The organism is Burkholderia sp. Ac-20345 (assembly GCF_017104825.1).
GTDB lineage: Bacteria > Pseudomonadota > Gammaproteobacteria > Burkholderiales > Burkholderiaceae > Burkholderia > Burkholderia lata_B.
This window is the reverse complement of the sequence record NZ_JAAGPO010000193.1, coordinates 1-19,715: the sequence shown is the minus strand read 5'-3', so window position 1 is coordinate 19,715 and position 19,715 is coordinate 1. Positions and strand designations below refer to the sequence as shown.

Genomic DNA, 19,715 nt, shown 5'->3' with positions numbered 1-19,715 from the left:
CGGGCGAGTTGCGCGGCCGCCGGCCGGCGCTGCCGGGCCCGCGCTGGCAGGGCGAGCCGCTCGCTGGCAAGACGCTGCTCGTGTGGGGCGAGCAGGGGCTCGGCGACGTGCTGCAGTTCTGCCGCTTCGTCGCGCCGCTCGCCGAGCGCGTACATCGCGAGGGCGGCCGGCTCGTATGGAATACGTTCCCGCTGGTGGGTACGCTGATGCAGCGCAGCCTCGGTGTGCATGCGGATGCGTTCAGCGCGGGCGGCGGCGTCGAATTGCTGCCCGCCTTCGATTACGAAGTGCCGCTGATCGGCCTGCCGCTGATGCTCGGCATGGAGGCGTCGACGCTCGCGTCGTCGGTGCCGTACCTGCGGGCCGATCCGCCCGCGCGCGACGCGTGGCGCGCGCGGCTCGCGGGCGACCGCCGGCTGAAGGTCGGGCTTGTATGGACGGGCAGCGCGGGGCACCAGCGCAATCCGTTCCGGCGCGTCGGGCTCGAGCGCTATGCCGACGCGTTCCGCGGAATCGACGGCGTCGCGTTCTATTCGCTGCAACCGGGTGCGCAGGCGGATGTCGCGGCGGCGCGCGCGGCCGGCTTCGCGATCGAGGATTTCACGGCGGAACTGACGAGCTTCGACGATACGGCCGCGTTCATCGGCGCGCTGGATCTCGTGATCACCGTATGCACGTCGGTCGCGCACCTGGCGGGCGCGCTCGGCGCGCGCACCTGGGTGCTGCTCGACGTGAATCCGCACTGGCCGTGGCTGCTCGAACGCAACGACAGCCCGTGGTACCCGACCGCGACGCTGTACCGGCAACCGGTGTTCGGCGCGTGGGCGCCGGTGATGGAGGACGTGAGCCGCGACCTGCGGCGCCTGGCCGTGCAGCCGGGTCAATCGGCACAGCCGGCGGAGTCGGTTCGGCAGGGCTGAGCGGCCGGCCGGTTGGCGGCCGCGGGCCGCCGCTGCATGCTGCAGTTGGCGGCGGCCGCCACGCAGTGCGCAGCGGCCGCCCGTTGCATCATTCCGGCTGGTCGTCGCCGTTCTTCTTGCCGTTGCGCCGGCGCAGCCCGGGGCCGAACGTGAAGCCGAACGCGAGCAGCACGAGCGACACCGCGAGCACGATGTTGTTGCCGCTCGTCACGTAGGGCGTGAAGCCGCTCGTGCCTTCGATCCGCACGTCGAGCGAGCCGATTGTGAACGGCTTCAGCTGGCCGAGCACGCGGCCATGCGCATCGATCGCGGCGGTCATCCCCGTGTTGGTCGAGCGCAGCATCGGCCGGCCCGTCTCGAGCGAGCGCATCCGTGCGATCTGCAGGTGCTGGTCGAGCGCGATCGTGTCGCCGAACCACGCGAGGTTCGTCACGTTGACGAGCACGCCCGGCGGCTGCGGATTGTCGCGGATCGTCGCGGCGATTTCCTCGCCGAACAAGTCCTCGTAGCAGATGTCGGCCATCACGGGCTGGTTGTGCACGAGGAACGGCTTCTGCACGGGGGCGCCGCGCGCGAAGTCGCCGAGCGGCATCTTCATCAGGTCGACGAACCACCGGAAGCCCCACGGGATGAATTCGCCGAAGGGCACGAGGTGGTGCTTGTCGTAGTGATAGATGTCGCGCGAATTCGGCGTCACGCCGTACAGGCTGTTCGTATAGTCGACGTAGTGGCCGTCTTCGGTCACTGACGCACCGACCGCGCCGAACAGCACGGCCGAGCCCGTCGTGTCGCTGAACTTGCGGATCGCGACGGCGAACGGCTCGGGCAGCTCCTGGATCATCACCGCGATCGCGGTTTCGGGCGTGACGATCAGGTCGGCCGGCTTCTCGATGATCATCTGCGTGTACATCTTGATCGCCGCGTCGATGCCTGCTTCCTCGAACTTGATGTCCTGCTTCACGTTGCCCTGCAGCAGCCGCACGGTGAGCGGCTTGTTCGCGGGCACGGTCCACGTGACCTGCGACAACCCGAGACCGGCCGCGATCAGCGCGACCGCGATGCCGGCCGGCGCGGCGATGCGCACGCGCGCATTGCCGGCGCGCGGTTCGGCAAGCGGCGACGGCCGGGCGGCGGCGAGCGCCTGCACGACGAGCGCGGCGAACAGCGCGAGCACCCACGCGATCCCGTACACGCCGGCAACCGGCGCGAAGCCCGCGAACGGGCCGTCGACCTGCGGATAGCCGCTGGCGAGCCACGGGAAGCCGGTGAGTACGGTGCCGCGCAGCCATTCGCCGAGTGCCCATGCGCTCGCGAATGCGAATGCACCGTGCCAGGTCGGCGAGAACGGCCGCGGGTCGGGCGTGCGGCGATGCCACGCATGGCCCGCGCAGAACGACCACAGCCCGGCGGAGAACGCCGGGTACAGCGACAGGTACAGCGAGAACAGCACGAGCGCGCCGCCCGCGAGCGGCGCGGCCATCTCGCCGTACACGTGCATGCTGATGTAGAGCCACCAGATGCCGCTGATGAAGTTGCCGAAGCCGAACGCGCCGCCGGTGAGTGCGGCGCTGCGCCAGCTCGCGGTGCGCGTGAGCTGCGCGAAAAACCAGACGAATACGACGAGCTGCAGCCAGCCGCCATGTGGCGTCGGCGCGAAGCTGAGCGTATTGACTGCGCCGGCGAGCAGCGCGGCCGGGTAGTGCCAGCGCGGCAGCGCGCGGCCGGGTGTCGGCGCGAGAAGGCCGCCAGCCGGGCGGGACAGGATCGGATCGTCCATGTGAAGCGAAAGTGGGCGAGCGGTTGTGGAACGCGCGGCTGGCGCGCGACGGTCAGTCCTCGTGCGAGGTTTCGGCGCGACGGCTGGCGAGCGGGTTGCGGCGCACCAGCAGTACGTGAACCTGGCGCGCATCGCCGCGCTGGATCTCGAACACGAGGTTGCCGAGCTGCAGCTTTTCGCCGCGATGCGGGACGCGGCCGAAATGATGCGTGATCAGCCCGCCGATCGTGTCGACTTCGTCGTCGGGGAAATCGGTGCCGAACGTCTCGTTGAACTGTTCGATCTCGGTGAGCGCGCGCACGCGGTAGCGGCCATCGGGCCCCGAGATGATGTTGCCGGCTTCCTCGTCGAAGTCGTATTCGTCCTCGATGTCGCCGACGATCTGCTCGAGCACGTCCTCGATCGTGATCAGGCCCGCGACGCCGCCGTATTCGTCGACGACGATCGCGAGGTGGTTGCGGTTCACGCGGAAGTCGTGCAGCAGCACGTTCAGGCGCTTCGATTCGGGAATGAACACGGCCGGGCGCAGCATTCCGCGCACGTCGAATTCCTCTTCGGCATAGAAACGCAGCAGATCCTTCGCGAGCAGCACGCCGATGACGTTGTCGCGGTTCTCCTCGTACACGGGGTAGCGCGAGTGCGCCTTCTCGAGGACGAACGGGATGAAATCTTCAGGCTTGTCGGCGATGTTGATCGCGTCCATCTGGGCGCGCGGCACCATGATGTCGCGCGCGCACAGGTCGGAAACCTGGAACACGCCTTCGATCATCGACAGCGAATCGGCGTCGATCAGGTTGCGCTCGTGGGCGTCTTGGAGGATTTCCAGCAACTCGCCGCGGGATTCGGGCTCGGGCGAGATGAAGTCGGTCAGGCGCTCGAGCAGCGAGCGCTTTTCTTGCGGTTTGTCGGTTGGCTTACGACTGGGATACGAATCGTTCATGGTGGTGCGCCCGGGTCATGCCGGAGCGCGCTGTCACGGAGTAGGCAAGGATACACCAAGGGCACGACGCGACCGTGTCACACCGGCCGCACGGCCAGGGTGGGCTGCTCGCGCGGACCCCGCTCACGGACGGCCGCGCCGGGCGCGACATCGTCCTCGTGTCCATCCTATCTCAGAAAGGGGTAGCGGGGCAGCGGCGGAAAAAAACGGGTGCGGAAGGGGTGGGGAACCGGGACGCGGGAAAATACCCGGCCGAAGCGGCCAGCGGCGGCATTCTGCCGCACCGCACGCGGGCTTCGCCGCGCCGCGGTTCAGAACCGCATGCCGGCCGAGCAGCCGCCGCCGGCCGCGCCGTTGGTCGCGGCGCCGCCGCAGCCGAGTATTCCGCAGCCGGACAGCGCGACGCTCGCGGCGACGATCAGCGCGGCAATCCTGCAACGCGACCAGTGTGACGGTTTCATCGATCGTACCCTCGTTCGAATGCGTACGCGGCGCGGCATCGCGTGGCGGCAAACCGCGCGCCGTGCCGCGTCACCGGCATCGCGCGAGCAGCCCTTCGAGCGCGCGATCGGGGATGCCGCTCGCACGCAGCGCGTCGACCGTGCGGCTCACGTAGTCGAGCGTCGTGCCGTAGCGGCCAGCCGCGCAGCCGAACACTTCCTTCACGACGGGATCGGTCAGCTTGCCCGTGTAGGTCGGTGCGTCGCGGCGCATCACGAACGCGAGCGCGTTCACGCGTTCGCCATTTTCCAGTGAGCATGGCAGCCATGCGGGCCGGTACGAACCCATCGGCATCTCGCGTTTCCACAACGTTTCAAGGTGCGGTTGCGCGGTCGGGCCGGCGAGCCGGAACGCGATGCCGGAGCACGAGCCGCCGCGATCGAGCGCGAGCACGAGGCCCGGGCGTTCGGGCGTGCCGCGGTTCACGCGCGACCACAGGTAGAGCCCGCGATGATAGCCGTGCACCTTGCCGCGCACGGCGGCGACGGTCGGCAACCCCGGGTTCCAGATCAGCGAGCCATAGCCGAACAGCCAGAGATCCTGCTGACCGTCCCAGTCGCGCATCGTGTGCGCGAGCGAGGCCGCGAGCTCGTCTTCCGTCAGCAAGCGCCCGTCGCCGATCGACGGCGGGTAGGCGGGCGGGAGCGTCGCGGCGTTGCGCATCGTGCGGACGGCTTACTGGTACGGGTTCGGGAAGCCCAGCTTCGCGAGGATGTCGACTTCGAGCGCTTCCATTTCGGCCGCGTCCTCGTCGCTCGTCTCGTGGTCGTAGCCCTGCGCGTGCAGCGCGCCGTGCACCAGCAGGTGCGCGTAGTGGGCCGTGAGCGGCTTGCCCTGGTCGTGCGCTTCCTTCTCGACGACCGGGCAGCACAGCACGAGGTCGCCGATCACGGTGCCGTCGGGCGCCGCGTCGTACGCGAAGGTCAGCACGTTGGTCGGGTAGTCCTTGTGACGGTAGCCGGCGTTCAGCGTGCGGCCTTCGTCTTCGCCGACGAAGCGCACGGTGAGCTGCGCGCTGGCGAACAGCGCCGGCTCGATCCATTCGGCGATCAGCTTGCGCTTGGGCAACGTCTTGCGCACGTCGCTCGTGATCTCGTCGCCGTACTGCACGGACAGGTCGAGTTCCGGCTCGCGCAGCGCGTTTTCGGTTTCGTCTTCACGCGGCGCGGGCTCGGCACCCACGTGCAGCGTCACGCTGTCGTAGTGCTCGGGCTGCAGCGCGAGCTTCGCGCGCATGGCCGGATCGTTGTGTTGCGCGACGATAGCGACGGCGGCTTCTCCGGAACTGCCCGACAGGTCGAACATCAGGCTGCGGCCGTCCGGGAAGTCGATTCGCAGCCCTTGCGCGTTGACGGTCCGGGCCTTGCCCTTCGCATCGAACAGCGACAGGCGGGGGGAGGCGGGCGCGGCGGACTGGGCGCGCCCGGACTTGCGGGAACGGGAGGATTTCATGACGCGTGCGGCGATTAGGACGCGTTGAGGATACACCAAACGGCCGATCGCACCCGAATTCACGCAGGCGAAAAAAAGCCCGGCGCGCCGTCTGGCGGGCCGGGCCGGGCTGTCGGGCCGGGGCGGCGTGCAGGTGCCGCCGGCCGGTCAGCCGTCCTGGTGCTGCGCGTGGAATTCGTCGTACGCCTCGACGATGCGCGCGACGAGCGGATGGCGCACGACGTCCGCGCTCGTGAAGCGCGTGAGCGCGATGCCGCGCACGCCGCCGAGCACCTGCTGCGCCTCGACGAGGCCGCTCTTGTGGCCGCGCGGCAGGTCGACCTGGCTCGTGTCGCCGGTCACGACCGCCTTCGAGCCGAAGCCGATCCGCGTGAGGAACATCTTCATCTGCTCGGGCGTCGTGTTCTGCGCCTCGTCGAGGATGATGAACGCGTGGTTCAGCGTGCGGCCGCGCATGTACGCGAGCGGCGCGATCTCGATCATCTGGCGCTCGAACATCTTCGCCGTCTTGTCGAAGCCGAGCAGGTCGTACAGCGCGTCGTACAGCGGACGCAGGTACGGGTCGACCTTCTGCGCGAGATCGCCCGGCAGGAAGCCGAGCCGCTCGCCGGCCTCGACGGCCGGGCGCGTCAGCACGATCCGCTTGACCTGGTCGCGCTCGAGCGCGTCGACCGCGCACGCGACCGCGAGGTAGGTCTTGCCGGTGCCGGCCGGCCCGATGCCGAGCGTCACGTCGTGCGACAGGATCTGCTTCAGGTATTCGCGCTGCGCCGGCGTGCGGCCGCGCAGGTCGGCGCGCCGCGTGTAGAGCTTCGGTCCGGGCTCCTCTTCCGGCTCGCTGGCGTCCAGCTGCACGACAGGCTCGTCGAACGGATGGTCGGGATCGCCGCGAAAGCGCACGTCGAGCGTGTCCTGACGGCCGTTGCCGGACGTGTGGCGCACTTCGACCAGCGCGAGCTGGATGTCGTCGACCGACAGCGCATCGCGCGCGCGGTTGTAGAAGTTCTCGAGTGCGGCGAGCGCGAGCTTGGCGCCGCGCCCGCGGATCGCGATCCGGTGGCCGCGTCGCGACAGCGTGACGTCGAGCGCCTGCTCGATCTGCCGCAGGTTCTCGTCGAGCGGGCCGCAGAGGTTGGCAAGGCGCGCATTGTCGTCGCGCGGCGCGACGAATTCCAGTGCTTGGGTCGGCTTCAAAGTGGCGTCGGGTTCCTGTTGAGCGTCAGTCGGTCAATGGGTGGCCGCGCTCGCGTCGTCGCTGACGAGCACGAGCTCGCCGCGCAGCGAATGCGGGTACGCGTGGTTGATCTTCACGTCGATCATCTGGCCGATCAGGCGCGGGTGCGACGCGAGCGGCGCCGGGAAATTCACGACCCGGTTGTTCTCGGTGCGGCCCGCGAGTTCGTTCGGGTCCTTGCGCGACGGGCCCTCGACGAGGATCCGCTCGACCTTCCCGACCATCGACTGGCTGATGCGCGCGACGTTTTCCTCGATGGTCGCCTGCAGATGTTGCAGGCGTTTGAGCTTCACTTCGCGCGGCGTGTCGTCGTGCAGGTTCGCGGCCGGCGTGCCGGGGCGCGGGCTGTAGATGAACGAGAAGCTGGTGTCGTAGCTCATCTCGTGCACGAGCGCCATCATCTTGTCGAAATCGTCCTCGGTTTCGCCGGGGAAACCGACGATCATGTCGGTCGACAGCGACAGGTCCGGGCGGATCGCGCGCAGCTTGCGGATCACCGACTTGTATTCGAGCACCGTGTAGCCGCGCTTCATCGCCATCAGGATGCGGTCGGAACCGTGCTGGACGGGCAGGTGCAGGTGGCTCACGAGCTTCGGCACCTTCGCGTAGGTGTCGATCAGGCGCTGCGTGAATTCCTTCGGGTGCGACGTCGTGTAGCGGATCCGCTCGATGCCGGGGATATCGGCGACATATTCGATCAGCGTCGCGAAATCGGCGATTTCCGCCGAGCCGGCCGCCAGCGCGCCACGGTACGCGTTCACGTTCTGGCCGAGCAGCGTGACTTCGCGCACGCCCTGGTCGGCGAGGCCGGCCACTTCGGTCAGCACGTCGTCGAGCGGGCGCGACACTTCATCGCCGCGCGTGTACGGCACCACGCAGTAGCTGCAGTACTTCGAGCAGCCTTCCATGATCGACACGAACGCGCTCGGACCCTCGACGCGCGCGGGCGGCAGGTGGTCGAACTTCTCGATCTCGGGGAACGAGATGTCGACCTGCGCACGGCCGCTCTCGCGGCGCGCGTCGATCATCTGCGGCAGGCGGTGCAGGGTTTGCGGGCCGAACACGAGGTCGACGTACGGCGCGCGCGACACGATCGATGCGCCTTCCTGGCTCGCGACGCAGCCGCCGACGCCGATCAGCAGGCCGGGCTTCGCTTCCTTCAGCGCGCGCGCGCGGCCGAGATCGGAGAACACCTTCTCCTGCGCCTTTTCACGCACCGAGCACGTGTTGAACAGGATGATGTCCGCGTCTTCCGGCGTATCGGTCTTTTCGAGGCCTTCGGCCGCATTCAGCACGTCCACCATCTTGTCCGAGTCGTACTCGTTCATCTGGCAGCCGAAGGTCTTTACGTAAACTTTCTTGGTCATGGGGGTTCGCCGTTCGCAGTGGTTGACCTGGGGGCGTCGTCTATAGGGTGAATCGGGACGGCCTTGCGCTGCACGCGGATGGCGCGCAGCCAGCATGAAAAGCCGTCGGGAAAGCTTTCCATTATAGCTTTTCGTGCCGCCCGGGACGGGCCGCGGGTTGCGGCCGCGCGACGCCGCCCGCCACGTTCCGACCCCTGAATGGCAGCGTGCCGGCCGTCAGCGGCACGCGTTCAGCAGGTCGTCGTGCGCGGCTTCCTCGCGCGCGAAGCGTTCGGCGAGAAAGTCGAGCAGCACGCGCACGCGCGGCGCCATGTAGCGCTTGCCGGGATAGATCGCGTGCAGCGGCGCGCTCTGGTGCCGCCAGTCGGGCAGCAGGACCTTGAGCCGCCCGGCGCGGATGTCGTCGGCGACATCCCAGATCGAGTTCAGCACGATGCCGCGGCCGCGCAGCGCCCACTCGCGGGCGAGGCCGCCGTCGTTGGTCTCGAACGCGGTGGCGAGCGGCACCGTGCAGGTCTGCATATCGTCGCCTCGGTCGCCGTGCGTGAAGCGCCACGTGTTCATCGGCCCGGACGCCACCGTGATCACGTTGCACGGAAAGCGGGCCAGATCGTGCGGATCACGCGGCAAGCCGTGGCGTTCGATGAACGACGGCGCCGCGCACGGCACGCGCCGGTCCGCGGCGAGCCGGCGGGCGATCAGCGCGCCGTCGGGCGGCGCGGCGAAGCGGATCGCGAGGTCGATCTCGTCCTGCCACAGGTTCACCGTCGAGTCGGACGCCGTCAGCGAGAACGTCACGTCCGGGTAGCGCGCGGTGAATTCGTCGAGCCAGTCGAGCAGCCGGCGGCGGCCGAAATCGGACGTCGCCGACAGCCGCACCCGGCCGCCGACGACGTTGCGGCCGGCCTGCAGCAGCGCGTTCGCGTCGTCGAGCGCCTGCAGCGCCTGCCGGCAGCCGTTCAGGTACAGGCGGCCCTCGTCGGTGATCCGCAACTGCCGGGTCGAACGGTCGAACAACCGGGTGGCGACCGCCGCCTCGAGCTTCGCGAGGCGTGCGCTCGCGGCGGCCGGCGTGAGGTTCAGCTTGCGCCCGGCGGCGGACAGGCTGCCCAGTTCGGCTGCTTCGACGAACAGCCGGATATCGCCCAGTCGATCCATGCGATTTTTCAGAAATATTTGAAAATGGTTCAAATGCCACGCCAATTATCAAATATAGGCATCTTCGGGACAATGCGCACATCCTGCCTTTTGTGCGGTGCGGCACCGACCGGGCGCCGCGTCCGCCGCCTTCCGGAGAACGTCATGCCCATTCCGTTACTGGCGCTTGCGATCAGCGCCTTCGCCATCGGTACCACCGAGTTCATCATCATGGGCCTGCTGCCCGAAGTCGCGCACGACCTGGCCGTGTCGCTGCCGTCGGCCGGCCTGCTGGTCACGGGCTACGCGCTCGGTGTCGCGGCCGGCGCGCCGCTCCTTGCGGTGCTGACGAGCCGCATGCCGCGCAAGGCCGCGCTGCAGTTGCTGATGGCGATCTTCATCGTCGGCAACGTGCTGTGCGCGACCGCGTCGGGCTACGCGATGCTGATGGTCGCGCGCGTCGTCACGTCGTTCGCGCACGGGTCGTTCTTCGGGATCGGTGCGGTGGTCGCCGCGTCGCTCGTGCCGACCGACAAGCGCGCGAGCGCGATCGCGCTGATGTTCACGGGGCTCACGCTGTCGAACGTGCTCGGCGTGCCGTTCGGCACATTCGTCGGCCAGTTGCTCGGCTGGCGTGCGTCGTTCTGGATCGTCGCCGCACTCGGCGTGCTGGCGCTCGGCGGCGTCGCCGCGCTCGTGCCGAACCGCCACGACAGCGGGCCGGCCGGCCTCGGCCATGAGGTGCGCGTGCTGAAGGAGCCGCAGGTGTGGCTCGCGCTGTTGATGACCGTGCTCGGCTTCGGCGGTGTGTTCGTCGTGTTCACGTACATCGCGCCGATTCTCCAGTCCGTGTCGGGCTACTCGCCGCGCGCGGTCGCGCTGATCCTCGTGCTGTTCGGCGCGGGTCTGACGATCGGCAATACGCTCGGCGGCAAGCTCGCCGACCGTGCGCTGATGCCGTCGTTGATCGCGATCCTCGTCGCGCTGATGGCCGTGATGGTCGTGTTCGCCAGGACGAGCCACCATCCGGTCGCGGCGGCCGTCACCGTGTTCGTATGGGGAATCGCCGCGTTCGCGACGGTGCCGCCGCTCCAGGCGCACGTGGTCGAAAAGGCCGCGAGCGCGCCGCATCTCGCATCGACGCTGAACATCGGCGCGTTCAACGTCGGCAATGCGCTCGGTGCGTGGCTCGGCGGCCTTGCGCTGGAACACGGCCTCGCGCTCGATGCGCTGTCGTGGGTCGCCGTCGCGGTGACGTTCGCGGCGCTCGTGGTCACGTGGTTCGCGATGCGGCTCGACGCGCGCGGGCCGGCACGCGGCGCGGCGCCGGCGGCGCAATGAGAGGCGCCCGTGCGACGCGATAACGGCGGGAAAAGGTTCGCGAGAAACGCATTCCTCCGCGATGCTGATAACGGTGTGAAGATAACTTCGTTTGCCGGTGCAAGACCGGGTGATAGCGTTTCGATACGCGCCGTTGCTGGCGCAACCCGATTCCGATCCCGGCTTACCCCATACGCAGGGCTGCGCAGCGGCCCGGAGGCAATGCTATGTCTTCATCCCTGGCGCTGGTGCGCGACGTGTCTTCCTTCGAGTCCGGCAACGCCGCCGATGCGCGGGCGTCCGCGTCGCTCGACGTTCTCGAACAGGTCGTCGGCGTGAACCTCGCGCGATTGCGCGCCGAGCGGCAGCTGTCGCTCGATGCGCTCGCGCGGCTGTCCGGCGTGTCGCGCGCGATGCTCGCGCAGATCGAGTCGGCGCGCAGCGTGCCGTCGATCAAGGTGCTCTGCAAGATCGCCGCGGCGTTGAAGGTATCGGTCGCCGCATTCCTGCGCCGCCATGCGGTGAACGGCTTCGAGCACCTGGCGGCCGAACGCGCGTCGCGCGTCGTCAGCTCGAACGGCCGCTTCTCGGCACGCGCGCTGTACCCGGAAGGCGAGCCGGCCGCGGCCGAGTTCCACGAGCTGCGGATCGCGCCGCTGCATACGGAGCCCGGCGCGCGCCGCGCGCCCGGCACGACGGTCAACCTCGTGGTCAGCGAGGGCACGCTCGAAGTCAGCGTGCATGACCGCCGCCAGTTGCTCGCGACCGGCGACGCGATCGTGTTCGATGCCGACCAGCCGTACAGCCTGCGTAACCCGGGCGACAGCGAGGCGCGTGCGTTCCGCGTGACGGTGAGCCCGGAGGTGCCGCCGCGCTGGCTCGTACCCGACGCGGCGCACACGGCACATGCAGCGCACGCGGCCGGCTGATCGCGCGGGCCGCACGAAAGCGGGTCGCGTGCTCACCGTTCGGGCGGGATCGCGGGTCATTCGTCGGCCGTTTGGACGATGCCGTTAGACGGGGTCGTCAGTAAGGTTTTAGGTGATGTTCGCTGCGCCGCGCGCGCAGCTGTTGTATGCTTGGCCCGCCGTAGATGGGGTTGCCCCATCCGGCAATCAGTGCGTCTTCAGGGCGGGGCGAAATTCCCCACCGGCGGTAGGCTGGCGTAAGCCGGCGAGCCCGCGAGCGCCCGCGCATCCGCGCGGGGTCAGCAGATCTGGTCGAATGCCAGAGCCGACGGTCATAGTCCGGATGAGAGAAGATGTGCAGATAGTCATGTCCGTCAGGGCCGCTTCGCCGTGCGTGCGAAGCGGGTTGTCGTTCTGTCTGTTTGCAATGCCCTGAAACGTTTTTCGCCCAAATCGTATTTGCGAGGAGCGTTTCACATGTCCTTGATGTCCGTTTCGTCGGCACCCGCCGACGCCTTTGCCGATCTCCCGTTGCTGGATTCCGAACCGGTGCCGCCGCGCATCGCCGCCGCGCTCGAAGCGATGCGCGCAGGCCGTGCGGTCGTGCTGCAGGACGACCACGACCGCGAGAACGAAGCCGACCTGATCGTTGCCGCCGAGCGCATCACGCCCGAGACGATGGCACTGCTGATCCGCGAATGCAGCGGCATCGTGTGCCTGTGCCTGACCGACGACACGGTGCGTGCGCTCGAGCTGCCGCCGATGGTGCAGACCAACGAGAGCCGCAACGGCACCGCGTTCACCGTTTCGATCGAGGCGCGCGAAGGCGTGCATACGGGCGTATCGGCGGCCGATCGCGTGACGACGATCCGCGCGGCCATCGCCGAAGGGGCGAAGCCGCACGACATCGTGCGCCCCGGCCACGTGTTTCCGTTGCGTGCGCAGCCGGGTGGCGTGCTGGCGCGCCGCGGTCACACCGAAGGCACGGTCGACCTGTCGATCCTCGCGGGCCTGAAGCCGGCCGGCGTGCTGTGCGAGCTGATGAATCCGGATGGCACGATGACGCGCGGCGACGATGTCGAGCGTTTCGCGCAACAGCACGGGCTGCCGATGCTGACGATCGCGGAACTCGTCGAGTTCCGCGAGGCGCTGGCCGCCGCGCGCGAGCGCTGCTGCGAACCGGCCTGAGGGAAGGGAAGGCGGGCGCGTTCGCGCCCGTGGCACGGCATGCGTGAACCGGCGCACGCCGGATCGGCCCGATCAGCCTGATCGGGCCGGCACGACCGTCAGGACTGCACGTCCCCGAATTCGCCGCGCATGCCGGCTTCGACGAACGCCGGCAGTTCGTCCATCTTGCGCATGATCCGCGTAATGCCCATCGCGCGCAGCGCGTCCGCGTAGTTGTCGGGGATGTGGCTCGCGCCGACGAACGCGATCGTCTTCATGCCCGCCGCACGCGCGGCATTCAACCCCGACACGCTGTCCTCGACGACGATGCAGCGCTCCGGTGCGACGCCGAGCGTGTGCGCCGCATGCAGGTAGACGTCGGGATAGGGCTTCGGCCGCGCCACCTGCTCGGAGCTGAACACGCGATCGCCGAAGATCTCGGTAAGCGCCGCGCGCTTCAGCGAGCTGCGCACGCGCGCGAGCCGGCTGTTCGACACGACGGCCGCGGGCAGGCTCACCTTCAGCAGCGCGTCGCGCACGCCGGAGATCGGCGCGAGCGATTGCGCCAGCGCACTCTCGATGTTGTGCTCGATGGTCTCGATGAAGTTGGCGGGCATCTCGATCCCGAAGCGGGATTCGATTCCCGCCAGGAAGCGCGACGTCTGCTGGCCGAACGCCGACTTTGCCGCGGCTTCGAAATCGAGATTCGGGAACGTGGTGGACAGCGTGTCGAGCAGGACGCGGTCGGCGATGATTTCGCTGTCGACGAGCACGCCGTCGCAGTCGCAGATGAGGTGATCGAGCATGGTGGTGAAAAAGCGGAATGTCGGCGACGCAGATCAATTCGCCATCATACGTGCTTTCATGCGCATGCCGCGCGACGCTTCGGCAAATTTTCCCGATGCGGCCGCGCGCTTGCCGCGTATCGTCCGGGCAGGCTGCCGATCGTCCGGCGGCGGCCCGCTTGCGCGGTTCGCCGCCGCCTGCCACCGGTTGCGCTACAGGTCGATTACGCGCCCCGTTTTCCACGACGTCATCGCGGCCTCGGCCAGTTCGAGCGCGGCGAGCCCGTCGTCGATCGTCGTGCGGACCGGCGTGCCGTCGCGCAGCGCGTCGACGAAGTGCGCGATCTCGGCCGCGTACGCGTGCCGGTAGCGCTCGAGGAAGAACGGCTCCGGCACGTCCGTCGCGATGCCGCCCGCGAGCCACGCGCTCACCTCGGTCGGCCGCACGTTGCCGGCCTGCAGCATCCCGCTGCTGCCGAGCAGCTCGAAACGCTGGTCGTAGCCGTAGGCGGCACGCCGCGACGTGTTGATCTGGCACAGCAGCCCACGCCGCGTACGGATCGTCACGGCGGTCGAATCGATGTCGCCTGCGTCGTGCACGGCCGGATCGGTCAGGCAACTGCCGGTCGCGTGCAGCGTCTGCGCTTCATCGCCGAGGATCCAGCGGAACACGTCGAAATCGTGGATCAGCATGTCCTTGAAGATGCCGCCCGAGCTGCGGATGTAGTCGACGGGCGGTGCGCCCGGATCGCGGCTCGTGACGACCAGCATTTCCGGCGCGCCGATCTCGCCGCGCTCGACGCGCGCCTTCAGCGCGGCGAACGTCGGGTCGAAGCGGCGCTGGAAGCCGATCATGCAGGTCACGCCGCTGCGCCGGACGACGTCCGCGCACACACGCGAGCGCTCGACGGTCAGGTCGACGGGCTTTTCGCAGAACACGGCCTTGCCTGCGTTCGCGGCCGCGACGATCAGGTCCGCATGCGTGTCGGTGCTCGATGCGATCACCACGGCGCGGACGGCCGGATCGCCGAGCGCGCGCTCGACGTCGGCCACCTGCGCGCCGTGCGCATGGGCCAGCGTATTGGCCGACGGCGCATGCCGGTCGACGACGTACTTCAGCTTCGCACCCGGATGGCGCGCGAGATTCGCCGCGTGGATCTTGCCGATCCGTCCCGCGCCGAACAACGCGAATTCGATCATTCCGTTCTCCTGTTGATTGGGTAGTTTTGCGCGGGCACGCGGCTCGAGTCGGCCGCGTACCTTGGCGGCGGTCATTGATTCGACAGTTCGCCGCGTACGTAGTCGATGCTCGCTCGCAGCCGGTCCTCGACGTCGCCGGCTTCGGCGATCTCGTTCGCGAACGGCTCGAACGAGAGCGCGCCGCGGTAGCCGCGCGCGAGCAGTTCGCGCAGTTGGCGGATATTGCCGAGCCGGTCGGCGCCGCTGACCAGCACGCGATGGCCGTCGCGCATCCGGTCGACCGGCAGGTCGTCTTCCTCGACGCCCGAGATGTGCACGAGGCCCGTCAGGTTCGGGAAGAAGATGTCCTCGCCCGATAGGTGATGGTGGAACGTGTCGTGCACGAGCCGGAACACCTGTTCGCCTGCCGCGTCGTAGATGCCTTTCACCGCATCCGACTTGCGGCGCAGCGCGCATTCCTCGAAGCCGAGCGGCTCGATGAAGCCGAGCAGGCCGCGCGCGTCGAGGATCGGCTTGAGCGCCTTCAGCGCCTTCACGAGATCCGCGTGGCGCACGTCCGCGCTGCGCGTGTCGGCACGGCTGTTGGTCGGGCACAGCACCAGCGCACGCGCGCCGCATTGCGCCGCGTAGTCGGCCAGCAAGGTCGCCTCGTCCGCGCGCTCGGCGTTCCATTGCTCGAAGCGCTGCAGCGCGTTGATCGTCAGGATCGTCACGCCGCCGGCCTCGGCCGTCGCGCGCACGGCGGTGGCCGGCGTGCCGTCGGCGATCTCGACGCCATCGAGATCGTTGCGGATCTCGATCGTGTCGACGCCGAGGCGCTTGCACAGTGCGACGTAGCGGTCGAACGGCAAGCGCGGTGCGCTCATCCGGTTCAGCGAAAAATGGAAGGCTTGCGTCATCGTTCTGTCCTTGGGGCTCGAGTGGGGGCTGGGTTCGAATCAGGTGCCGGTGCGCGCGATGGCGGCGGCGCGGCGAGGGCATGCCACGTGTCGCGCAACCATTGCGCGCATGCGACGTTGTTGTCGAAGATCGAATAGCGCGCGCCGCCGCCGTAGTCGGGAAACGGGATGAACTCGCAGCTGATCTGTTCGACGTGCACCGGCTGTGCGCGGGCCTGCGCGTGCAGCAACTGCCGAAGCGCGGCTTTCCACGTGTCGAGTGCCGCCGCGCGCCATGCACCGTGATAGGCGCCCGGCGCGGGTGCGACGAACGGATACTGGATGCCGCGCCCGGGCCTGCCGTCGGCGCGGCGCATCCACGGGTTGTCCGGATTGTTCGGCATCACGCTGCGCGCATGCGCATGCCGGACCCAGCCGCGCGCGATCCAGTCGGCGTAGAGGGCGTCGGGGGACGCAGGGTCGAGCACCCGGCGGCCGTCGTCGTCCGCGTTGCGCATGCCCGATGCGTCGAGCTCGGCGCGATTGCCGATCTTGAACAGCAGGTGCGAATGATCGAGCGTGATCCGGAACGGCACGCCGGCCTGTTCGACAAGCCGCGCGACACGTGCGATGCGCGTGAAATCCTCGCTCCACATGTCGACGTGCACTTCGAGGCTCGGCAGGCAGCCGGCCGGCTCGCCGCGCTCGTAAGTGCGCAGGTAGAAATCGGCGACCTCGCGGTCGGACAGCGGATGGCCGTCCGCGTGATGCGCGTATAGCTGGCAGTTGAGCACCGTGCTGCCGAAGCGCGCGCCCGCGTCGACGATCTCGGCGACGTGTGCTTCGTCACGGCCCGCGCACCAGATGCCGCCGATCACGCGAATCGGCAGCGCATGGCGTTCGACCAGCGCGAAATACGGCGACAGGTCTTCGCCGCGCGCCGGGTTCTTTTCGACGTAGTCGAACACACCGGCGCCCGCGACCATCCGGAAGCGATCGGCGGGCGCGGGCAACGGCAGGCCGTCGTGCTCGAGCACGCCGTCGAGGTTCACGCCGATGAGGATCGGTTCAGCCATCGTCTCCTGTCCGCCGTTGTCATGGGATTGGCTGCCCAATGTACGGATGCGCGGCGCGGGCTGCATGACAAACGTTGGCGAAAAATCGCCAATGCGGCGGTCGATTTTTTCGCGACGAGCATGCGGTGTGACAGACGGCGGGATTCAGGCCGGCAGGTAGGCGCTCGTCCGTACGTTTGCCGGACAGAACACGCGGAATTCGACCGGTTCGGCCGGCGGCGGCTGGTCGACGATCCCGCACGCATGCAGCACGTGCTGCAGCGCGGAAATCACCTGGCCGTCCGGATCCTGGTCGATCGCGAGGTCCATCGCGCCGGCTTCGATGAAGGTGCGGTGCAGGTCGATCATCTCGTGGCCGATCCATACGACCTTGCCGGCCGCGCCGGCCTTGCGCAGCGCCGCTTCGATGCCGGCCGAACCGGCGCCGCTGTTGTAGATCGCGACCACGTCGTCGTGCGTCTGCAGCGCCTTCGTCACGGCGCGGTAGCAGCGGTCGTCCTGGTCGAGCGTCTCGACCGGCTCGTCGTCGCAGCGGACGGCGGCGAACGCCTCGACGAGTTGGTCGCGGCAGCCGGCCATCCGGTCCGCGTGCGCGCGGTAGCCCATGCGCCCGCCGAGCAGCAGCACGCGGCCGGGGCGTGCCGCGAGGCGGCCGATGTAGTAGCCGGCCGTGCGCCCGGCCCGATAGTTGTCGATGCCCGCGAAGTGCACCCGGTCGATGCCGCCGATGTCGGTGACCATCGTGACGACGGTTTCGCCGCGCGCGATCGCGCCGGCCAGCGCGTCGCGCACGCGGGCCGTGTCGCGCGCCGTGACGATCAGCGCCGCGCGCCGGTAGGCGGGCCGTTCGATCAGTGCGGCAGCCCGTTCGTCGTCGGCAGCGGGCAGGATCGTCCGGTGCACGACCACGCGCCGGTCGAGCATCTGCAGCGAGCGCTGCAGCGCCAATTGCAGCCGCCGGAAGAACGCCGCGTCGGTATCCGGCAGCAGCACGTCGACGTGGATCAGGCCGTGCCGCGTGTCGGGCAGCTGGCGCGGCACGCCGAGCTGCCGCGCGGCCGCCACCACGCGCTCGCGCGCCTGCGCCGAGACGCTGCCGCGCTCGTTCAGCACGCGGTCGACGGTGGTCGTGCTGACCCCGGCGAGCGCCGCGATCTCGTCGAAGCGCGCGGTGCGCTTGCGCCAGCGCGGCCCGGATTCGCCTGCCATGGTTGTCTCCCTCATGGTGTCGCCATCGAGACGTGGCGATGCGAGGAACGCTAAAGCGATGGCGAAATTTCGTCAACGTTTCGATTGAGCGGGGGCGGCCGCGAGCCTAATTTTGATTCCATGCCGAAGCGCTTGCCGCGCTTCCTACGGACAAGGAATCAAGGAGACGTACGTGGTTCATATCGACGACCAGGCGCACGACCGCACGGCGGCGCGCCGTCAGGCATACCGGATGATCGGCGGCGCCGGCGAGCGTGCGCAGGCGGCCGGGCTCGTCAACGCCGAGTGGTACCGGTGCCCGGTGCCGCGGCCGCTGATGAAGCAGCTGATGCAGCGCGGCGACGCGCGCGCGATCCGCGACACGCTGATCTGGTACGCGGCGATCGCGATCAGCGGCGTGCTCGCGTGGCTGGCATGGCGCGCACATTCGGCGTGGGCGATCGCCGCGTTCTTCGTGTACGGCACGCTCTACTGCAGCCCGGCCGACTCGCGCTGGCACGAATGCGGGCACGGCACCGCGTTCCGCACGCGCTGGATGAACGACGTGCTGTACCAGGTGGCGTCGTTCCAGGTGTTCCGCCGCGCGACGGCATGGCGCTGGAGCCATGCGCGCCATCACACCGATACGCTGGTCGTCGGGCGCGATCCGGAAATCGCCGCGCCGAAGCCGACCGACTGGCTGTCGCTCGCGCTGAACGTCGTCGCGCTGAAGCATGTGGCAGGCGAGCTGCGCAAGATGATCGCGATCGCGTTCACCGGCCGGCTCGACGACGAGGAGCGCACCTACGTGCCCGAATCGGAAGTGCCGAAGGTGGTGCGCGAGTCGCGCATTCATCTTGCGGTGTACGCGCTCGTGACGGGTGCGTCGTTCTACTGGCACACGATCCTGCCGCTGCTCTACATCGGGCTGCCGAGTCTCTACGGTGCGTGGCTGTACCTGTATTTCGGCCTCACGCAGCACGCGGGCATGCCCGAGAACGTGCTCGATCACCGGCGCAACTGCCGGACCGTGATGATGAATCCCGTGTTCCGGTTCCTGTACTGGAACATGAACTACCACGTCGAGCACCACATGTTCCCGATGGTGCCGTTCCACGCGCTGCCGAAGCTGCACGAGGCCGTGAAGGCCGACATGCCGCCGCCGTACCGCAGCACGCTGGCCGCGTATGCGGAGATCGTGCCGGCGCTGGTCCGGCAGACGCGCGACCCATCCCATTACGTCGTGCGGCCCGTGCCGGATGCCGCGCGTGCATGACCGACATCGAACCTTCCAACCGAGGAGACACGCAACATGACGCAATGGATCGACACCGGCGCGCTCGACGACATCGACGACGAAGACGTCGCGCGCTTCGACCATGCCGGCCACACGTACGCGATCTACCGCATCGACGGCGAAGTCTATGCGAGCGACGGCCTGTGCACGCACGAGCACGTGCATCTCGCGGACGGGCTCGTGATCGACCACGTGATCGAATGCCCGAAGCACAACGGGCGCTTCGACGTCCGCGACGGCCGGCCGTTGTCCGCACCCGCCTGCGAGAAGCTGCGCACGTACCGCGCGAAGATCGAAGACGGCCGCATCCTGATCGAGGTGTGACGCGATGACGAACGACCGGGTGATGGCGATCGTCGGCGCGGGCCACGCGGGCGGCCGCGCGGCGCAGGTGCTGCGTGAGTCCGGCTGGGGCGGGCGGATCGTGCTGATCGGCGCGGAGGCACGAGCACGATGCCCGCCAGCTGCGGATGGAGGATCGGGCCGGCCGACGACAGCGCGTAAGCGGTCGAGCCGGTCGGCGTGGCGACGATCAGGCCGTCCGAACGCTGGTTGTACATGTACCGGC

Annotated in this window: 18 protein-coding genes, 2 pseudogenes and 1 riboswitch; of the genes and pseudogenes, 6 read left to right on the top strand and 14 right to left on the bottom strand. The window is 68.7% G+C overall.

Annotated features, from left to right (window positions below; translation table 11 throughout):
* Positions 1-920 (top strand): annotated as a pseudogene (locus G3O06_RS38890) (hypothetical protein); the annotation flags it as partial.
* 88 nt (positions 921-1,008) lie between these two features.
* On the opposite strand, the gene lnt reads toward G3O06_RS38890, so the two are convergent.
* From lnt to G3O06_RS38850, 8 genes are all read right to left on the bottom strand, one after another.
* The gene (gene lnt / locus G3O06_RS38885) at positions 1,009-2,697 is read right to left on the bottom strand and encodes an apolipoprotein N-acyltransferase (RefSeq protein WP_205819273.1); all 1,689 of its coding nucleotides are present in this window, start codon (positions 2,695-2,697) and stop codon (positions 1,009-1,011) included.
* A 52-nt stretch (positions 2,698-2,749) separates the two neighbouring features.
* Positions 2,750-3,637, bottom strand: coding sequence for a transporter associated domain-containing protein (locus G3O06_RS38880; RefSeq protein WP_021160150.1), 888 nt, complete (start codon positions 3,635-3,637; stop codon positions 2,750-2,752).
* Between the two features lie 311 nt (positions 3,638-3,948).
* Positions 3,949-4,098, bottom strand: coding sequence for a hypothetical protein (locus G3O06_RS38875; protein WP_174967520.1), 150 nt, complete (start codon positions 4,096-4,098; stop codon positions 3,949-3,951).
* 70 nt (positions 4,099-4,168) lie between these two features.
* Positions 4,169-4,801 (bottom strand): gamma-glutamylcyclotransferase, encoded by a 633-nt coding sequence (locus G3O06_RS38870; RefSeq protein WP_174915379.1) that lies wholly within the window; start codon positions 4,799-4,801, stop codon positions 4,169-4,171.
* 12 nt (positions 4,802-4,813) lie between these two features.
* Positions 4,814-5,590, bottom strand: a complete 777-nt coding sequence (gene ybeY / locus G3O06_RS38865; protein ID WP_205819272.1) for an rRNA maturation RNase YbeY — start codon at positions 5,588-5,590, stop codon at positions 4,814-4,816.
* A gap of 147 nt (positions 5,591-5,737) precedes the next feature.
* Positions 5,738-6,784 carry a PhoH family protein gene (locus tag G3O06_RS38860; protein WP_174915377.1) on the bottom strand — a complete coding sequence of 349 codons (1,047 nt, stop codon included), beginning with the start codon at positions 6,782-6,784 and terminating at the stop codon, positions 5,738-5,740.
* Between the two features lie 33 nt (positions 6,785-6,817).
* Positions 6,818-8,191: a tRNA (N6-isopentenyl adenosine(37)-C2)-methylthiotransferase MiaB gene (miaB, locus tag G3O06_RS38855; RefSeq protein ID WP_174915376.1), complete on the bottom strand. Its 1,374-nt coding sequence runs from the start codon at positions 8,189-8,191 to the stop codon at positions 6,818-6,820.
* 216 nt (positions 8,192-8,407) lie between these two features.
* Complete coding sequence (locus tag G3O06_RS38850; RefSeq protein WP_205819271.1) at positions 8,408-9,349, bottom strand: LysR family transcriptional regulator; 942 nt, start codon at positions 9,347-9,349, stop codon at positions 8,408-8,410.
* 144 nt (positions 9,350-9,493) lie between these two features.
* Between G3O06_RS38850 and G3O06_RS38845 the strand changes: the two genes are divergently transcribed.
* From G3O06_RS38845 to ribB, 3 genes are all read left to right on the top strand, one after another.
* Positions 9,494-10,669, top strand: coding sequence for an MFS transporter (locus tag G3O06_RS38845; protein ID WP_205819270.1), 1,176 nt, complete (start codon positions 9,494-9,496; stop codon positions 10,667-10,669).
* A 206-nt stretch (positions 10,670-10,875) separates the two neighbouring features.
* Positions 10,876-11,577, top strand: a complete 702-nt coding sequence (locus tag G3O06_RS38840) for an XRE family transcriptional regulator (protein ID WP_085042346.1) — start codon at positions 10,876-10,878, stop codon at positions 11,575-11,577.
* 189 nt (positions 11,578-11,766) lie between these two features.
* A riboswitch (FMN riboswitch) is annotated at positions 11,767-11,915 on the top strand.
* Positions 11,916-12,033: 118 nt separating this feature from the next.
* The gene (gene ribB, locus G3O06_RS38835; protein WP_039360016.1) at positions 12,034-12,744 is read left to right on the top strand and encodes a 3,4-dihydroxy-2-butanone-4-phosphate synthase; all 711 of its coding nucleotides are present in this window, start codon (positions 12,034-12,036) and stop codon (positions 12,742-12,744) included.
* A 98-nt stretch (positions 12,745-12,842) separates the two neighbouring features.
* Here ribB and G3O06_RS38830 read toward each other — a convergent pair whose 3' ends face one another.
* The 5 genes from G3O06_RS38830 to G3O06_RS38810 all read right to left on the bottom strand — a co-directional run bounded on the left by G3O06_RS38830 (position 12,843) and on the right by G3O06_RS38810 (position 17,871).
* Complete coding sequence (locus G3O06_RS38830; RefSeq protein WP_205819269.1) at positions 12,843-13,529, bottom strand: HAD family hydrolase; 687 nt, start codon at positions 13,527-13,529, stop codon at positions 12,843-12,845.
* Positions 13,530-13,721: 192 nt separating this feature from the next.
* Positions 13,722-14,708, bottom strand: a complete 987-nt coding sequence (gene iolG / locus G3O06_RS38825) for an inositol 2-dehydrogenase (protein ID WP_205819268.1) — start codon at positions 14,706-14,708, stop codon at positions 13,722-13,724.
* 71 nt (positions 14,709-14,779) lie between these two features.
* Positions 14,780-15,607, bottom strand: a complete 828-nt coding sequence (locus G3O06_RS38820; RefSeq protein WP_205819267.1) for a TIM barrel protein — start codon at positions 15,605-15,607, stop codon at positions 14,780-14,782.
* Positions 15,604-16,662: a xylose isomerase gene (locus tag G3O06_RS38815; protein WP_205819266.1), complete on the bottom strand. Its 1,059-nt coding sequence runs from the start codon at positions 16,660-16,662 to the stop codon at positions 15,604-15,606. The genes G3O06_RS38820 and G3O06_RS38815 overlap by 4 nt, the downstream gene beginning before the upstream one ends.
* A gap of 144 nt (positions 16,663-16,806) precedes the next feature.
* Positions 16,807-17,871, bottom strand: a complete 1,065-nt coding sequence (locus tag G3O06_RS38810; protein WP_174997358.1) for a LacI family DNA-binding transcriptional regulator — start codon at positions 17,869-17,871, stop codon at positions 16,807-16,809.
* Between the two features lie 172 nt (positions 17,872-18,043).
* Between G3O06_RS38810 and G3O06_RS38805 the strand changes: the two genes are divergently transcribed.
* Positions 18,044-19,126, top strand: a complete 1,083-nt coding sequence (locus tag G3O06_RS38805) for a fatty acid desaturase family protein (protein WP_205819265.1) — start codon at positions 18,044-18,046, stop codon at positions 19,124-19,126.
* Between the two features lie 36 nt (positions 19,127-19,162).
* A complete protein-coding gene (locus G3O06_RS38800) occupies positions 19,163-19,471 on the top strand; it encodes a non-heme iron oxygenase ferredoxin subunit (protein WP_011353115.1) in 309 nt (102 codons plus the stop codon).
* Positions 19,472-19,587: 116 nt separating this feature from the next.
* Here G3O06_RS38800 and ppnK read toward each other — a convergent pair.
* Positions 19,588-19,715, bottom strand: a pseudogene (gene ppnK, locus G3O06_RS38795) (NAD(+) kinase); the annotation flags it as partial.

Coding starts and splice junctions, on each gene's coding strand:
- lnt (WP_205819273.1), bottom strand. CDS start 2,697: ATGGACGATCCGATCCTGTCCCGCCCGGCTGGCGGCCTTCTCGCGCCG.
- G3O06_RS38810 (WP_174997358.1), bottom strand. CDS start 17,871: ATGGCAGGCGAATCCGGGCCGCGCTGGCGCAAGCGCACCGCGCGCTTC.
- iolG (WP_205819268.1), bottom strand. CDS start 14,708: ATGATCGAATTCGCGTTGTTCGGCGCGGGACGGATCGGCAAGATCCAC.
- G3O06_RS38820 (WP_205819267.1), bottom strand. CDS start 15,607: ATGACGCAAGCCTTCCATTTTTCGCTGAACCGGATGAGCGCACCGCGC.
- G3O06_RS38875 (WP_174967520.1), bottom strand. CDS start 4,098: ATGAAACCGTCACACTGGTCGCGTTGCAGGATTGCCGCGCTGATCGTC.
- ribB (WP_039360016.1), top strand. CDS start 12,034: ATGTCCTTGATGTCCGTTTCGTCGGCACCCGCCGACGCCTTTGCCGAT.
- G3O06_RS38880 (WP_021160150.1), bottom strand. CDS start 3,637: ATGAACGATTCGTATCCCAGTCGTAAGCCAACCGACAAACCGCAAGAA.
- G3O06_RS38830 (WP_205819269.1), bottom strand. CDS start 13,529: ATGCTCGATCACCTCATCTGCGACTGCGACGGCGTGCTCGTCGACAGC.
- G3O06_RS38840 (WP_085042346.1), top strand. CDS start 10,876: ATGTCTTCATCCCTGGCGCTGGTGCGCGACGTGTCTTCCTTCGAGTCC.
- miaB (WP_174915376.1), bottom strand. CDS start 8,191: ATGACCAAGAAAGTTTACGTAAAGACCTTCGGCTGCCAGATGAACGAG.
- G3O06_RS38815 (WP_205819266.1), bottom strand. CDS start 16,662: ATGGCTGAACCGATCCTCATCGGCGTGAACCTCGACGGCGTGCTCGAG.
- G3O06_RS38800 (WP_011353115.1), top strand. CDS start 19,163: ATGACGCAATGGATCGACACCGGCGCGCTCGACGACATCGACGACGAA.
- G3O06_RS38850 (WP_205819271.1), bottom strand. CDS start 9,349: ATGGATCGACTGGGCGATATCCGGCTGTTCGTCGAAGCAGCCGAACTG.
- G3O06_RS38845 (WP_205819270.1), top strand. CDS start 9,494: ATGCCCATTCCGTTACTGGCGCTTGCGATCAGCGCCTTCGCCATCGGT.
- ybeY (WP_205819272.1), bottom strand. CDS start 5,590: ATGAAATCCTCCCGTTCCCGCAAGTCCGGGCGCGCCCAGTCCGCCGCG.
- G3O06_RS38870 (WP_174915379.1), bottom strand. CDS start 4,801: ATGCGCAACGCCGCGACGCTCCCGCCCGCCTACCCGCCGTCGATCGGC.